Origin of the sequence: Actinomadura kijaniata, assembly GCF_014138665.1 — a bacterium.
GTDB classification, from domain to species: Bacteria; Actinomycetota; Actinomycetes; order Streptosporangiales; family Streptosporangiaceae; genus Spirillospora; species Spirillospora kijaniata.
In genome coordinates this window covers 266,434-281,110 of the sequence record NZ_JACJIA010000010.1, presented here as the reverse complement: position 1 = coordinate 281,110, position 14,677 = coordinate 266,434, and the positions used below count along the sequence as shown (strand labels likewise).

Genomic DNA, 14,677 nt, shown 5'->3' with positions numbered 1-14,677 from the left:
ACCGGTGGGGGTAGGCGGGTGAGAGGGCCGCCGTTCTGGGTAGGGCGTGCTCCCCCGCCATCGTGAGGAGAGACGAACACATGTCCTTCAACCCGCTGGAGCACAAGGGCATCCCGCTGGAGCGGCAGGTCCGCAACTGGCGCGAACTCGACGTCACCCCGGTCGACCCGGACCGCTCCGACCCGTACACCAAGTGCCGCATCATCACGATGAACGGCATCGAGGTCGAAGCCGTCATGTTCAGCCACCACTTCAACCGGGTCTGTCCCGACCCCGAGGTCAAGCGGCAGCTCGCCGAGGTGCGCTTCACCGAACAGCAGCAGCAGAAGGTCGTCAACTGGCTGCTGCCGGGCCAGGCGTCGATCCTGGAGACCACCATCTCCTACGAGCAGGTCGCGGTGGACCTCACCGCCTGGGTCGCCCGCATGGAGCCCGACCCCTACCTCAAGCAGGCCTACGAGTTCGGCGTCCTGGAGGACTTCGACCACCTGTACCGGTACGCCAACCTGTACGAGATGATCGAGCACCGCCAGGCCGAGAAGATCGTCGACGGGCTCACCGAGGTGATGCCGGGCCGGCCCACGCTCGTGGAGCACCGGCACCCGGCCGACAACGTGCGCGACCCCTACGACCGCGCCAAGGCCGACCCGCTGTCCAAGCTGCACGCCCTGACGGTCATGTCGGCCGAGCAGCAGACGATGAACTTCTACATGACCGTCGGCCCGCAGTACATGGAGCCGATCGCGCGCCAGCTCTACCAGGAGATCGGCCTCATCGAGGAGGAGCACGTCACGCACTACGAGTCGCTGGTCGACCCCGGCGAGACCTGGTGGGAGCGCCTGGTCAACCACGAGTACAACGAGTGCTACATGTACCACTCGTTCATGGAGACCGAGAGCGACCCGAAGGTGAAGGCGATCTGGGAGCTCCACCTCAACATGGAGCTGGAGCACCTGCGCATCGCCTGCGACCTGATGCGCCGCCACGACGGCCGCGACCCCGAGAGCATCCTGGCCCCGCAGCTCCCGCCGCCGGTCACCTTCGAGCCCAACAAGGAGTACCTGCGCCACCTGCTGGCCACCCAGATCGACCTGACCACGCTCGGCGCCGGCTACGTCCGCGAGGCCCACGAGCGGTTCGAGAGGATGCAGGAGGCGATCCACGGCGGCGAGAAGCCCCCGTCCGAGCGCGTCATCGACATGCACCGCGAGAAGTTCGGCCAGGAGTACCGGCACCAGACCGACGGCCAGCACCCGGTGGAGAGCCTGCGCGAGGTGCGCGTCTCCCGGGACTGACCGGCCGGATCACCCGTTCCCTCCGCGCGGTCGGGCCGGTCACCCGGCCGCGCGACGCGCGATGTTGCGGGGCATCCTCCCGAAGATGAACCCGTGCAGCGGGGAGATGCCCCACCAGTACAGGTGGCCCAGCAGCCCGTGCGGGTGGAAGATCGCGCGCTGGGCGTAGACGCTGCCGCCGTCCCGGCCGGGACGGACCGACAGCTCCAGCCAGGCCAGACCCGGCAGCCGCATCTCGGCGCGCAGCCGCAGCAGACGGCCGGGCTCCAGGGCCTCCACCCGCCAGAAGTCCAGCGCGTCGCCGACCCGCAGCCGGGCCGGGTCGCGGCGGCCCCGGCGCAGGCCGACGCCGCCGAACAGCCGGTCCAGCGCCCCGCGCGCCCGCCAGGCGACCGGGAGCGAGTACCAGCCGTTGTCGCCGCCGATGCCCTCGACGACCCGCCAGACCGCCTCGGGCGGCGCGGCGACGGGGCGCTCGCGCTCGTCGGTGTAGAGGACGCCGCCCGCCCAGTCGGGGTCGGTGGGCAGCGGGTCGCTGGGCGCGCCGGCGGTGGAGGCCGACGACCAGCGGGTGGCGACGTCGGCCTCGCGGATGCGCTTCAGGGCCAGCTCCACCGCGCGGTCGAACCCGGTCAGGCCGCCCGGCGGGTCGGGGACGTACCCGGCGATGTCGTGCTCGCGGCAGACGACCTCGCTGGTCAGCGACTCCACCAGCGGGCGGGCCAGCGCGCCGGGCACCGGGGTGATGAAGCCGACCCACAGGCTGGACACCTCGGGCGACAGCACCGGGACCGGCAGCACGACCCGGCGCGGCAGTCCCGCGGCGGCCGCGTACCGCAGCATCATCTCGCGGTAGGTCAGCACGTCCGGGCCCCCGAGGTCGAAGGCCCGGCTGACCTCCGGCGGCAGCGTCGCCGCGCCGACCAGATAGTGCAGCACGTCGCGGATGGCGATCGGCTGGATGCGCGAGTGCACCCAGCGCGGGGTCACCATGACGGGCAGCCGCTCGGTGAGGTAGCGCAGCATCTCGAACGACGCCGAGCCCGACCCGATGATGACGCCGGCGCGCAGCACGGCCGTCGGCACCCCCGAGTCGAGCAGGATCCGGGCGACCTCGGCGCGCGAGCGCATGTGCCGCGACATCCGGCCGCCCGAGTACAGGCCCCCCAGGTAGACGACGCGCCGCACCCCGGCCGCCTTGGCGGCGGCGGCGAAGTTGTGCGCGGCGGTGCGGTCGCGTTCGGCGAAGTCGCCGTCCCCGCCCATCGCGTGGACCAGGTAGTAGGCGACGTCCACGCCGTCCAGGGCCGCGCGCAGCGAGTCGGCGTCCAGCACGTCGGCGCGGACGGTGTCCACCTCGCCCGCCCACGGATGGTCGCGCAGCCGGTCGGGGTGGCGCGCCATGCAGCGCACCCGGTGCCCGGCGGACAGCAGTTCGGGGACGAGACGGCCGCCGATGTAGCCGGTGGCGCCGGTGACCAGGCAGGTACGTGCGTTCACGCAGGCCCGGTACCCCGAAGTGACCGATTGGACACTCCCAGGGAGGCCAGCAGCCATTCATGGGTGAGGCCGAGGCTGAGCCGGTCGCCGGTGACGCGGGCCGCCAGCCGCCAGTAGCGGTCGAGGCGCGGGTCCTGGTCGAGGGTGAGCTCGGCGTGCAGGTGGCGGCGGAACTCCGGGGTGTCCCTGCCGCCGCGCACCCCCGCGTGCGCGGCGACCAGGCGGTCCAGGGCCGCGCCCGGGGCCGGCGGCGCCCCGGCCGCCAGGGCGGGGACCGCCAGCCGCCACGCCTCGCCGACGCCCTCCATCAGGGCCTCCTCGTCGGAGATCGCCCGGGCGTTGACGCGGCCGCGGGCGCGCACCCGCCGCACCAGCGTCGGGTCGGCGGCCAGGGCGACCATCTCGGCGTAGGCGACGACCTGGCCGGGTGTCGGGTCGGCGGGCGGGTCGGGGACCGCCAGCGCGACGAAGCCGTCGAGGTAGCGCCCGCCGATCGGCGCGACGATCACCGAGCGCCAGAACCCCACCAGCGCGTCGCGGGCGGCCGCGCCGTTCCCGGCGGCGGCCAGCAGGTCCAGGCGGGCGGCGCGCTCGGCGGGACCGGCCTGCTCGACGGCGCGCAGGGTGGCGTGCCGCCAGGCCAGCGCCGACAGCTCCACCTCCAGCGCGGCGCGTTCGGCCGCGACCGCCTCGGCGAGGGAGCGCTCGCCGTCCAGGACCCCGGCGATGGCGGCCAGGCCGAGGCCGAGGGCGCGCAGCCGCCGGATCGTGCGCAGCCGCTCCACCGCCGAGGGGTCGAAGCGGCGGTGGCCCCCGCCGCTGCGGCCCACCGGGAGCAGCCCCTCGTCGCAGTAGAACCGGACGGTGCGCACCGGCAGCCCGGCCCGGTCCGCCAGCTCCCCGATGCTCAGCGTGGTCTCGCTCACAGCGTCTTGAACCTCCACCCGGGTGGAACTCCTACGGTACGGGCGAGTCCGACAACGCGTGAGGAGACACCCATGGAGCACCCCGACGCGAGCACGCTCGCGGTGTGGCTGCACGAGCAGACGGCGGCGTTCGCGGCGGCGGCCGAGGGGCCGGACCTCGACACGTGGGTGCCGACCTGCCCGGAGTGGCGGATGCGGGACCTGGTCGCGCACGTCGGGCGCGCGCACCGCTGGGCCGTGGAGCTGGTGGCGTCCGGGTCCACGGAGATGCCGCCGCAGCCGGAGGTGACCCTTCCCGCCACCCCCGGCGAACGCACCGGCTGGCTGGTGGAGGGCGCCGAACGGCTGGTCGAGGCGGTCGAGCGGGTCGGCCCGGACACGCCGGTCTGGTCGTTCCTGGGGCGGCGGACCCCGGCGTTCTGGCTGCGGCGGATGCTGCACGACACCACCGTCCACCACGCCGACGCCGCGCTCACCGCGGGGATCGGGTACCGCCCCGAACCCGCGCTGGCGGCCGACACCCTCACCGAGGGCCTGGAGCTCATGGCCGCCGTGGTGGAGTCGGGGATCAACCCCACCCTCGCCGAGCTGCGGGGCGACGGCGAGACGCTGGCGTTCGTCCCCGACGAGACCGGCGTCGAGGGATGGGTCGTCACGCGGACCCCGGACGGGCTGGCATGGACGCGGGGAGGCGGGGACGCGCACGTCACGGTCGCCGGGCCGATGGCGTCCCTGCTGCTGGTGTTCAGCCGCCGGACCAGGCCCGACGACGCCTCGGGCGTGCGGGTCACCGGGCGGCGGCCACTTCTGGACCACTGGTTGGAACGGACCGCGTTCGGCTGAAAAAATGATCTTTCGTACGGCCTCGTGAAGGAGGTGCCGCACTGTGAGCCTCGCCTACGCCCTCGCCCTGGCACCCGGCGGCGACGGCGGATTCCACGCCCCCGACACCGAGATCTTCCGCTGGGGGCCGCTGTTCCCCGACGGGCCCCGCCGGCTGCGCTGGTTCACCAAGCCCGTGCTGCTGATCGCGCTGTCGGCGGCGCTCGTCGTGGCGTTCTACCGGATCGCGTTCCGCGCGCCCCGGCCCGTGCCGCGCGGCATGCAGAACCTCGGGGAGGTCGCCTACCTGTTCGTGCGCGACCAGATCGCCCGGCCCATGATCGGCAAGGACGGCGACCGGTGGATGCCGTTCCTGCTGTCGGTGTTCTCGTTCGTGCTGGTCATGAACCTCATGGGCGTGGTGCCGGTGCTCCAGCTCCCGGCCACCTCGCACTTCGCGATGCCGCTGCTGCTGGCGCTGGTCGTGTACGGGCTGTACCTGACCCTGAGCATCCGCGTCCAGGGGTTCACCGGCTACTTCCGCAACGTGATGTTCCCGCCCGGGCAGCCCGCGTGGATGTACTTCATCTACTCCCCCATCGAGCTGCTCCAGCACCTGGTGCTGCGCCCGGCCACGCACTCGATCCGGCTGTTCGCCAACATGTTCGCCGGGCACCTGCTGATCGCGTTCTTCGCGTCGGTGGCCTGGTGGTTCCTGGTCGAGAAGCCGTCGGCCGCCGGGGTCGGCGTCGGGATCGTCGGCGCGCTGATGACCGTCGTCATCACCGCGTTCGAGATCTTCGTGCAGGCGCTCCAGGCGTACATCTTCACCCTGCTGGCGGCGTCCTACATCGGCGGCGCCCTCAACCCCGACCACTGAGCGCCCGGCGGACGGGCGGGGCGCGGTGACCGAGTGAAGGAGAACCCATGAGCGACGCGCCGTCCCTGCGCGACGACGCCGCCGGACTGCGCGACGACCTCGTGCGGCTGCGCCGCTCCCTGCACCGCGAGCCCGAACTCGGACTGGACCTGCCGCGCACCCGGGAGAAGGTGCTGGCCGCGCTCGACGGGCTCCCGCTGGAGGTCTCCACCGGCGAACGGCTCACCTCGGTGACGGCGGTGCTGCGCGGGGCGCGCCCCGGGCCGACCGTGCTGCTGCGCGGCGACATGGACGCCCTGTCCGTCACCGAGCGCGGCGGCGCGGGCCCGGTGTCGCGGATCCCCGGGCGGATGCACGCCTGCGGCCACGACCTGCACACCGCGATGCTGGCCGGGGCCGCCCGGCTGCTGGCGGCGCGGCGCGAGCGCCTGGCCGGGAACGTGGTGTTCATGTTCCAGCCCGGCGAGGAGGGTCACGGCGGCGCCCGCATCATGATCGAGGAAGGCGTGCTGGACGCCGCCGGGCCGCGCCCCGTCGCCGCCTACGCGCTGCACGTGCTGTCGTCCGGGCCGCCCACCGGGCTGTTCACCACCCGGAGCGGGCCGGTCATGGCGGCGGCCGACCGGCTGCGCGTCACCGTGCGCGGCGCCGGCGGCCACGGCTCCAGCCCGCACCTGGCCCGGGACCCGCTCCCGGCCGCGTGCGAGATGGTCACCGCGCTGCAGACGATGGTGACCCGCTCGTTCGACCCGTTCGATCCGGTCGTGCTGACCGTGGGGACCTTCCACGCCGGGACCGGCGACAACGTCATCCCCGACGAGGCCCGCTTCACCGGGACCGTCCGCTCGTTCTCCGGCGAGGCGCACCGCGCGCTCCGCGACCGCAGCGTCCGGACGGTCCGGGGCATCGCCGCCGCGCACGGCCTGGACGTCGAGGTGGAGTACTTCCAGGACTACCCCGTCACCGTCAACGACGACGCGGAGGCCGCGTTCGTCGGCGACACCGTGCGGGAGGTGTACGGGGAGGAACGGTTCCGCGCCGCGCCCCGGCCGCTGCCCGCCTCGGAGGACTTCTCCTACGTGTGCGACGAGATCCCGTCGGCGTTCGTCGCGCTCGGCGCCTGCCCCGCCGACCGCGACCCCGCCAGGGCCCCCTTCAACCACGCGCCCGACGCGGCGTTCGACGAGGGCGTGCTCCCCGACGGGGCCGCCCTGTACGCCGAGCTCGCCACGCGCCGCCTGGCCGCCGGCTGACCCGCGCGGATCAGCGCCACACGATCGACGGCGTCAGGTCGTCGCGCGCCACCCGCGCGACCAGCCCCTCGTAGACGAACACCGCCGGGCGGGTCTGGCTGGGTCGCGCCCGCCAGATCTCCCCGACGGCGCCCGGCCCCGCCGACAGCAGGGCCTCCGACAGGGCGCGCAGCGCGCTCGGCTTGCTGCGGCTCACCCCGCACGGGCCCAGCCCGCCGTCCCCGGCGGGCAGGTCCTGCACCTCCCACGCGAAACACGCGGCGGGCACCGCCCGCCGATCCGTCTCCATGGCCATCGTCTCCCCCCGGAGCGAAACCGTCAGAGTTCCGAAAGTAGGACGAGGGGGCCCGGCGGCGCATGCGTGGACTCCCCCATCCGCATACCTATCCCGCCCGTCCGGCGAACCACTCGGCGATCTGCGAACGGGACGAGAAGCGCAGTTTCGCCAGGATGTGCTCCACATGGGAGTCGGCGGTGCGCTTGGCGATGACGAGCCGGTCGGCGATCTCCCGGTTGGTCAGGCCGTCGGCGACCAGTTCGGCGATCTGCAGTTCGCGGGGGGTGAGGGACGGTCCGGCCGAGCCGTTCAGCACGGCCGGCGCGGGGCGGCGCGGGCGCTCCCCCAGCGCCTCGGCGACCGCGTCGTCCAGGTCGAGCGCGCGGCCGTCCCGGCAGGCCGCCTCGAACCCCCGCTCGCCGAGCAGGTCCCGGGCCTGCCCGGTGACCAGCTCGCGCAGCATCCCGTGGTACGGGCCGAACAACCCCATGCCGGTCGCCGAACGGCAGCGTTCGGCCGCGCCCAGCAGCCGGGCCCCGCCCGCGCCGTCCCCGTCCGCGATCACCGCCGCGCCGAGCAGGTCCAGCGCCAGCGCGATCCCCAGCCGGTCCCGCAGGTCGCGTTTGACGCGCAGTGCCGCGCGCAGGTCCCGCGCCGCGCCGTCGGCGTCGCCGGTCGTCAGCAGCGCGAGGCCGTGCACGCACAGCGCGTAGGAGTGGCACCACTGCTCCCCCGCCTCCCCGGTCGCCGCGACGGTGGCGGCGGAGTGGCCGAGGGCGGCCGGGACGTCCCCGGCGGCCAGGCACGCCTGCGCCAGGAACACCTCCCCGATCGGGACCAGCACGTCGGCGGTGCCCGCCGCCTCGTGCAGCCGCCGCGCCTCGGTCAGCAGCCCGATCGCCTCCTCCGGGTGCCCGGAGTACACCGCGATGGTGCCCCTGACCTGGTGCGCGTAGCCGAGCGCGCGGGTGTCGCCGGCGGCGCGGGCGCGTTCCTCGGCCCGGTCGACCAGGTCGCGGGAGACGGCCAGGTCGTTCTGCACGGCGGCCAGCCACGCCGCCAGGGCCAGCATCTCGGTCCCCGCGGGGCCGGGCCCGGGCCCGCGTTCGGCCAGCAGCCGGTCGGCCCAGTGCCGGGCCTCGCCGATCAGTCCCTGCAACGCCAGGATGCGGCCCATCCCCAGCGCCGCGCGCGTCATCTGGTCGGCGGAGTCGTCCCGCAGCGCGAACTCGTACTGGGCGCGCAGGTTCGCCTGCTCGCGGTGGGCCCAGTCCAGCCAGTCCCTCTGCTCGCCGGTCGCCAGCGCGTCGGCGGCCCGCCGCACCAGCGCGGCGAACCGGGTGTAGGCGCGGGCCCGGACGCGTTCGGCGTCGCCGAGCCCGGCCAGGCGTTCGGCGCCGTACTCGCGCAGGGTGTCCAGCATCCGGTAGCGGGTCGCGCCGTCGCGTTCCACCCGCAGCACCACCGACTTGGCGACCAGCCCGGCCAGCACGTCGAAGACCTCGGCGACGGGGAGCCCCCCGTCGCCGGCGTGGTCGGTCCCGTCGGTGGCGTCGGCGTCGCAGCACACGTGTTCGGCGGTGGCCAGGTCGAAGTCCCCGGCGAACACCGACAGCCGCGCCCACAGCAGCCGTTCGCCCGGCGTGCACAGCTCGTGGCTCCAGTCGATCGCGGTGCGCAGCGTCTGGTGCCGGGACATCGTGGTGCGGCGGCCCCGGATGCGCAGGATGCGGCTGTCGAGGCGCTGCAGCGTCTCCTCCACCGACAGCGCCCGCAGCTGGACGGCGGCCAGCTCGATCGCCAGCGGGATGCCGTCCAGGCGGTGGCACAGCTCCGCGACGGCGTCCCGGTTGGCGTCGGTGATGCGCCAGCCGGGGACGACGGCGGCGGCGCGGTCGGCGAACAGCCGCGTCGAGTCGCACGGCGCGTCGTCGGCGACGCCGCCGGTGGGGGCCGCCGGGCCGGCGCACGGCAGCGGCGCGACCATCAGCGTGTGCTCGCCCGCGACGTCGAGGGGCTGGCGGCTGGTGGCCAGCACGCGCAGGCCCGGCGCGCTGCGCAGCAGCGCCTCCGCCAGGATCGCGCAGCCGTCCACCAGGTGCTCGCAGGTGTCCAGCACCAGCAGCATCCGCCGGTCGGCCAGATGGGAGGCCAGGGTGTCCAGCAGGGCGCCGGAGACCTGGTCGGGCAGGCCGAGCGCCGCGGCGACGGCCAGCGGCAGCAGCCCCGGGCCGCGCACGGCCGCCAGGTCCACGAAGCACACGCCGTCGGGCATCCGGTCGCGCGCCCGCGCGGCGGCGTGCACCGCCAGCCGCGTCTTGCCGACGCCGCCGGGCCCCATCAGCGTCACCAGGCGGCACCGCTCCAGCAGGCGGCCGACCTCGGTGAGCTCCTCGCGACGGCCGACGAAGCTGGTCAGCTCCGCCGGGAGCCGCCCGGACCGTTGTTCCAGAGTCGTGAGCGCCACGGCCGCCTCATGGTCGCTTGGGGGGACGTCGCCAGCATCGTACCCGCGCCGGGACCGTTCGCAACGGCCTTATCACGGTACGTGCCCGCCCTCCCCGGGAGGCCGCTCCGCGTGCCAGGTCGCGATCTGGACACGGGAGGTGAAACCGAGCTTGCCGAGGATGTGCTCGATGTGGGAGTCGACGGTGCGCTTGGAGATGACGAGGCGTTCGGCGATCTCGCGGTTGGACAGGCCGTCGGCGGCCAGCGCGGCCACCTCCCGCTCGCGGCGGGTCAGCGCGCGCCGCCCGGCCGGCCGTTCGGGCGTCTCCCCCAGCGCCTCGGCGACGGCCCGGACGGTGTCCAGCGACCGCCCGGCGGTGAACGCCGCCGTGAACGCGGCGGCGCCGAGCCCGTCCCGCGCGGCCTTCTCGAAGAACGCGCGCAGCCGCGCGTGCTGGCGGCCGAACAGCGCCGTGCCGATGGAGGTCCGCAGCCGGTCGCCCGCCCCGAACAGCCGGACGCCCGCACCGGACGCGCCCGTCCCGATCAGGCAGGCGCCGGTGATGTCGAGGGCCAGCGCGACCCCGAGCCGGTCCTCCAGCCCGTCCTTGACGGCCAGCCCGGCGCGCACGTGCGGCAGTGCGGCGGCCGGGTCCCCGGCGAGCAGGCGCGCCAGCGCCCGCATGCACAGGCCGTAGGACAGGCACCACTGCTCGCCGCTGTCCTCGGCCTCGCGCACGATCGCGGCGGCGTGGCGTTCGCCCTCCTCGGTGTCGCCCGCCAGCGAGCACGCCGCCGACAGGAACACCCGGGCGATCGGCACCAGCACGTCGCGGGAGCCCGCGGCCCCGTGCAGCCGCCCCGCCTCGGCCAGCAGCCGCGCCGCCTCGGCCATCCGGTCGGAGTACAGCTCGATCGTGCCCTGCACCTGGCGCACGTAGGCCGGCCCGGCCGGGTCGTCCCCGGCGTGGGCGGCGGCCCGCCCCACCATCCCGCGTCCCTCGTCCAGGTCGTCCTGGAGGGTGGCCAGCAGCCCGCCGAGGGCCAGCGCCTCGGCGGCGCACGTCCGGTCCGGCGCGGCGACGGCCAGCAGGCGGCGCAGCCAGTGCCGCGCCTCGCCGATGAGGCCCTGCAACGCCAGGATGCGGCAGAAGCCGAGGAACACCGGGTACAGGTCGGAGCCGTGGCCGTCGCGCAGGGCGTGGTCGAGCACGGCGCGGACGTTGGCCTGCTCGTCGCGGAACCAGCGCAGCCAGCCGGGCTGGGCGGCGGTGGCCAGCTCCTCGCGGGCCCGGTGGATCCGGCCGGTGAACCAGTCGAACGCGCGTTCCCGCGTCCGCTCGCGCTGGCCGAGTTCGGCCAGGCGTTCGGCGCCGTACTCACGGAGCGTGTCCAGCATCCGGTAGCGGGCGTCGCCGTCGCGTTCCACCCGCAGCACCACCGACTTGGCGACCAGCCCGGCCAGCGTGTCCAGGACGTGTTCGGCGGGCAGCTCCCCGCCGTCGGCGTCGTCGCGGCCCACGTGCTCGGCGCTCTCCAGGTCGAAGTCCCCGGCGAACACCGACAGCCGCGCCCACAGCAGCCGTTCCGGCGGCGTGCACAGCTCGTGGCTCCAGTCGATCGCGGTGCGCAGCGTCCGGTGGCGGGGCAGCGAGGTGCGGCGGCCCCGGGCGAGGACGAGGCGGTCGCCGAAGCGGTCCAGGAGCTGCTCCACCGACAGCGCCCGCAGCTGGACGGCGGCCAGCTCGATCGCCAGCGGGATGCCGTCCAGGCGGTGGCACGGCAGCGCGACGGCGTCCCGGTTGGCGTCGGTGACGCGCCAGCCGGGGACGACGGCGGCGCGACCACCACCGTGTGCTCGCCCGGCACCTCCAGCGGCTGGCGGCCGGTGGCCAGCACCAGCAGGCCGGGGGCGCTGCGCAGCAGCGTCTCGCTCAGCAGGGCGACGGCGTCGACCAGGTGCTCGCAGGTGTCCAGCACCAGCAGCATCCGCCGGTCGGCCAGCCGGGCGATCAGCGCGTCGAGCGCGGCGGCCGGTTCCTGGTCGAGCGGTTCCAGGCGTTCGGCGACGGTCTGGGCGAGCAGCGCGGGGTCGCGCAGCGAGCCGAGGTCGACGAAGCGGACCCCGTCCGGCAGGCCGTCGCCGACATGGACGGCGGCGCGCAGGGCCAGGCGGGTCTTGCCGACCCCGCCGGGTCCGGTCAGCGTCACCAGGCGGCACCGGGTGAAGAGGCGGGCGATCTCGTCGAGTCCCGCGCGGCGCCCGACGAAGCTGGTCAGCTCCGCCGGGAGCCGCCCCGACCTGTGTTCCAGGCCGGCCAGCGACACCTCGGCCTCTCAGCGGGAGGGGAAGGACTCCGCTGCATCGTACCTCCGGCGCACGGTCCGGATCGGCGCCGTCACGCGGCGCGCGCTTCGCGCAGCGGGACGCCGGCCGGGGCGGGCGCGGCGGGCGGGGCCAGCAGGCGGCCGGACAGGACGCCGCGCAGCGTGCGGGACGCGGCGACCGCCCACGCGACGGTCAGCAGCAGGAACAGCGCGGCGGCCACGGCGGTGAGCGCGGTCAGGCCGGTGCGCCGGGCCAGCGCGGCGGCGCCGGTGACGCAGGTCCCGACCGGGAACGTGTAGGCCCACCAGGTCATCGCGAACGGCATCCCGCCGCGCAGCGCCCGCGCGTTCGCCAGGCCCGCGACGGCCAGCCACAGCAGCGCGAACCCCAGCACCGGCACCCCGTACAGCACGGCGAACGCGCGCATCGCGGCGGCGTGCGCGGGCGCGGCGGCCCCGGCGGCGTCGGCGAGCTGGTTCACGGCGGTGGTGGACTGGCCGAGCGGCCCCAGGACCAGGAACAGGGTGGGGGTGAGGGTGACGGGGGCCAGGGGGTCGCGGACCAGGCGGGTCCACACGCCCGGCAGCAACGTCAGCGTGGCCAGCAGGCTCATCCCGAACATCGCGTAGCAGCCGTACAGCATCGTCGCGCGCGCCTCGCCCGGGGGCAGGTGCGGGACCAGCGCGGGGCCGAGGGCGGCGGCGACCATCGGCGCGACGACCGGCAGCAGCCGGGTCGGGTCCGAGGCGCCCGGGTGGCCGCGGTGCCGGGAGGTCATCAGGTACGGGACCGCGACGGCGACGGCCAGGGAGTAGAGCGTCCCCGTGGTCCACAGGACGAGGTCGAGGGCGACGGCGACGCGTTCGCCCAGGACGGCGGGGCCGATGACGAGGGTGCCGTGGCCGACGGCGAGCAGCGCCATCGGCGGGCAGCCGTAGAAGACGGCGGTGGAGGGCTCGTCCAGCAGGTGGGCGCGGGCGACGTCGCGGTGGCGCAGCAGGTGCGCGGCGCGGGCGGCGCCGACGGCGGCGAGGGCGGCCAGCGACAGCAGCCACACCGCGACCGCGAAGGCGTTCCGGCCGGGGAAACCGACGGGGAGGGCGTGGGCGGCGTTGGCCACGATGGCGGTGCCCATGACGCTGGCGTACCAGTTGGGGCCGATCCCGCGGCAGGAACGGGTGATGCTCATGGTCCCCAGGCTGGCCCGCGGGCGGGCGGGCCGGTAGAGGTCATCACCCTATGCCGTCATAAGCTGGCCTTATGAGTGTGGCGCGTCGCGTCCCCGATCTCGGGGCCCTGGAACTGCTGCTGGCGGTCGTGCGGCTGGGCAGCGTCGGGCGGGCGGCGGCCGAGCTGGGCGTGACCCAGCCCGCCGCCAGCGCGCGGATCCGGGCGATGGAGCGGCAGGTCGGGGTGGCGCTGCTGGAGCGGTCGCCGCGCGGCTCGCGGCCCACCGAGGCCGGGGCGCTGGTGGCCGGGTGGGCGCAGCAGGTGGTCGACGCGGCGCACGCGCTGGACGCCGGGATCGGGGCGCTGCGCGGGCGCCGCGACGGGCGGCTGCGGGTGGTGGCGAGCCTGACGGTGGCCGAGTACCTGATCCCGGGCTGGCTGGTGGCGCTGCGCGAGGCGCACCCGGAGGTGACGGTGACGCTGCGGCCCGCCAACTCCGCGGCGGTCGCCGACGCGGTGCGCGGCGGCGAGGCCGACCTGGGGTTCGTGGAGGGCGTGCGCACCCCGTCCGGGCTGGGCGGGACGGTGGTGGGGTCCGACCGGCTGGTCGTGGTCGTCGCGCCCCGGCACCGCTGGGCCCGGCGCCGGGGCGGGGTGGCGGCGGCGGAGCTGGCGGCGACGCCGCTGATCCTGCGGGAGGAGGGGTCGGGCACCCGCGAGGTGCTGGACCGGGCGCTGGCCGCGCACGGCGGGGCGGCCCCGCCGCGCCTGCAACTGGGCTCGACGACCGCGCTGAAGGCGGCGGCGGTGTCGGGGGCGGGTCCGGTGGTGGTGAGCGAGCTGGCGGTGGCCGACGAGGTGGCGGGCGGGCGGCTGGTGGTCGTTCCGGTCCCCGACCTGGACCTGAGCCGTCCCCTGCGCGCCGTCTGGCCCCGGGGCGGGCGTCCCGCGGGGCCCGCCCGCGACCTGCTGGCCCTCGTCCGGTCGGGGGAACGCGCCCTCTGAGCGACCGCCCGTGATCCCCGCTGCCGTCCCGGGATGTCCGTCCGGCGGCGTCAGGCGGCCAGGACGGCCTGGATCTCGAGCTGGATGGCGATCGTGTCGCCGAGCACGACCTTGCCGCCCTGGAGCGGGAGGTTGAACTCGACGCCGAAGTCGCCGCGGCTGATCGCGGCGGTCGCGGTGAAGCCGGCGCGGATGCCGCCCCAGGGGTCGGGGCCGACGCCGTGGTACTCGGCCAGCAGGCGGACGGGACGGGACACCCCCTTGATCGCCAGGTCGCCGTCGACGTGGTAGCGGGGCGCGCGGGCGCGGCGGCCGATGGCGGCGCGCCCGACGCCGCGGGAGGTGAACGTCATCACCGGGAAGCGCTCGACGTCCAGGAAGTCGGCCGAGCGGACGTGGGCGTCGCGCTCGGCGTTGCGGGTGTCGAGGGAGGCCATCCGGATGTCGGCGCGGACGGTCGAGGCCGGCACCTGTCGCGCGACCTCGATCTCGCCGGAGAAGGCGGTGAAGCTGCCGCGCACGGTCGTCATCAGATGGCGGATGGTGAAGGTGATCTCCGAGTGGGCGGGGTCCACGGTCCATCGCCCGGCCACCAGTCCGGGCAGCCCGGTCTCCAGAGTCACATTCCCCCCAAAAGTTATAAAAGCTGACAGATCACCAGAATCTACCTGAGGGCGCGGGCCGTCCCGGCCGCCTCCGAAGCGCTCCCGCCCAGGTCAGCCCGTTGCGCGGGAGGCCGGCGGCCCGCGGCGGTGCGAAGCGCCGTCGAAGG

12 protein-coding genes are annotated in these 14,677 nt (G+C 75.4%); 5 read left to right on the top strand and 7 right to left on the bottom strand.

Features of this window, described 5'->3' with window-relative positions:
- The first annotated feature begins 80 nt into the window (after positions 1-80).
- Entirely contained in the window at positions 81-1,295 is a 1,215-nt protein-coding gene (locus tag HNR61_RS32735; RefSeq protein ID WP_182847006.1) for a hypothetical protein, read from the top strand.
- Between the two features lie 39 nt (positions 1,296-1,334).
- On the opposite strand, the gene HNR61_RS32730 is transcribed toward HNR61_RS32735, so the two are convergent.
- Complete coding sequence (locus tag HNR61_RS32730; protein ID WP_182847005.1) at positions 1,335-2,852, bottom strand: SDR family oxidoreductase; 1,518 nt, start codon at positions 2,850-2,852, stop codon at positions 1,335-1,337.
- Entirely contained in the window at positions 2,792-3,721 is a 930-nt protein-coding gene (locus HNR61_RS32725) for a MerR family transcriptional regulator (protein WP_182847004.1), read from the bottom strand. The genes HNR61_RS32730 and HNR61_RS32725 overlap by 61 nt, the downstream gene beginning before the upstream one ends.
- Before the next feature lie 72 nt (positions 3,722-3,793).
- On the opposite strand from HNR61_RS32725, the gene HNR61_RS32720 reads away from it, so the two are divergent.
- From HNR61_RS32720 to HNR61_RS32710, 3 genes are read left to right on the top strand one after another with little or no spacing between them, the layout of a single operon-like run.
- Positions 3,794-4,564 carry a maleylpyruvate isomerase family mycothiol-dependent enzyme gene (locus tag HNR61_RS32720; protein WP_182847003.1) on the top strand — a complete coding sequence of 257 codons (771 nt, stop codon included), beginning with the start codon at positions 3,794-3,796 and terminating at the stop codon, positions 4,562-4,564.
- Between the two features lie 43 nt (positions 4,565-4,607).
- Positions 4,608-5,423 (top strand): F0F1 ATP synthase subunit A, encoded by an 816-nt coding sequence (gene atpB / locus HNR61_RS32715; protein ID WP_182847002.1) that lies wholly within the window; start codon positions 4,608-4,610, stop codon positions 5,421-5,423.
- A 47-nt stretch (positions 5,424-5,470) separates the two neighbouring features.
- Positions 5,471-6,676: a M20 metallopeptidase family protein gene (locus HNR61_RS32710; RefSeq protein WP_182847001.1), complete on the top strand. Its 1,206-nt coding sequence runs from the start codon at positions 5,471-5,473 to the stop codon at positions 6,674-6,676.
- 10 nt (positions 6,677-6,686) lie between these two features.
- Here HNR61_RS32710 and HNR61_RS32705 read toward each other — a convergent pair whose 3' ends face one another.
- From HNR61_RS32705 to HNR61_RS32690, 4 genes are all read right to left on the bottom strand, one after another.
- Entirely contained in the window at positions 6,687-6,965 is a 279-nt protein-coding gene (locus HNR61_RS32705) for a hypothetical protein (RefSeq protein ID WP_157419613.1), read from the bottom strand.
- A 94-nt stretch (positions 6,966-7,059) separates the two neighbouring features.
- Complete coding sequence (locus HNR61_RS32700; protein ID WP_182847000.1) at positions 7,060-9,420, bottom strand: ATP-binding protein; 2,361 nt, start codon at positions 9,418-9,420, stop codon at positions 7,060-7,062.
- A 72-nt stretch (positions 9,421-9,492) separates the two neighbouring features.
- The gene (locus tag HNR61_RS50160; protein ID WP_312898209.1) at positions 9,493-11,115 is read right to left on the bottom strand and encodes a LuxR C-terminal-related transcriptional regulator; all 1,623 of its coding nucleotides are present in this window, start codon (positions 11,113-11,115) and stop codon (positions 9,493-9,495) included.
- Positions 11,116-11,800: 685 nt separating this feature from the next.
- Entirely contained in the window at positions 11,801-12,919 is a 1,119-nt protein-coding gene (locus HNR61_RS32690; protein WP_182846999.1) for a TDT family transporter, read from the bottom strand.
- 71 nt (positions 12,920-12,990) lie between these two features.
- Between HNR61_RS32690 and HNR61_RS32685 the strand changes: the two genes are divergently transcribed.
- A complete protein-coding gene (locus HNR61_RS32685) occupies positions 12,991-13,905 on the top strand; it encodes a LysR family transcriptional regulator (protein ID WP_182846998.1) in 915 nt (304 codons plus the stop codon).
- Positions 13,906-13,955: 50 nt separating this feature from the next.
- Here the strand turns inward: HNR61_RS32685 and HNR61_RS32680 are convergent, their stop codons facing one another.
- A complete protein-coding gene (locus HNR61_RS32680) occupies positions 13,956-14,528 on the bottom strand; it encodes a YceI family protein (RefSeq protein WP_182846997.1) in 573 nt (190 codons plus the stop codon).
- Positions 14,529-14,677: the final 149 nt, after the last annotated feature.